This is a genomic window from Oceanobacillus saliphilus (assembly GCF_023522835.1).
Classification (GTDB): Bacteria; Bacillota; Bacilli; order Bacillales; family Amphibacillaceae; genus Oceanobacillus; species Oceanobacillus saliphilus.
This window is the reverse complement of sequence record NZ_JALCZU010000129.1, coordinates 1-271: the sequence shown is the minus strand read 5'-3', so window position 1 is coordinate 271 and position 271 is coordinate 1. Positions and strand designations below refer to the sequence as shown.

At 68.3% G+C, this 271-nt stretch carries 1 protein-coding gene; it reads right to left on the bottom strand.

Annotated features, from left to right (window positions below):
• Positions 1 to 271 (bottom strand): ARMT1-like domain-containing protein (locus MN204_RS21850; protein WP_249872936.1); only part of this gene is annotated, 271 nt, incomplete at both ends.

Below are 271 nucleotides of genomic sequence, written 5' to 3'. Positions count from 1 at the left end.
ACAGCTCATCCGCCTCGGCGCCCGACAGCGGCGCCGGAGTCGCGTCCTGGTTGAGCTCCTCGTCCGACGGCGTCTCAAAGAACGTCCTCGGGCTGGCCACGGCGCCAAGGAGAGCGGCGAAGTCGCTCGGCAGCACGTCCGACACGAACCACGGGATCGACTTTGGGTGGAGCACCACCGTCGTGGCGAGGCCGGCCGACAGCAGGTACCCGGCGAGGATGAGGTCGACGTACAGCTCGAAGCCGGCGTTGTCGAGGACGATGTCGATGCG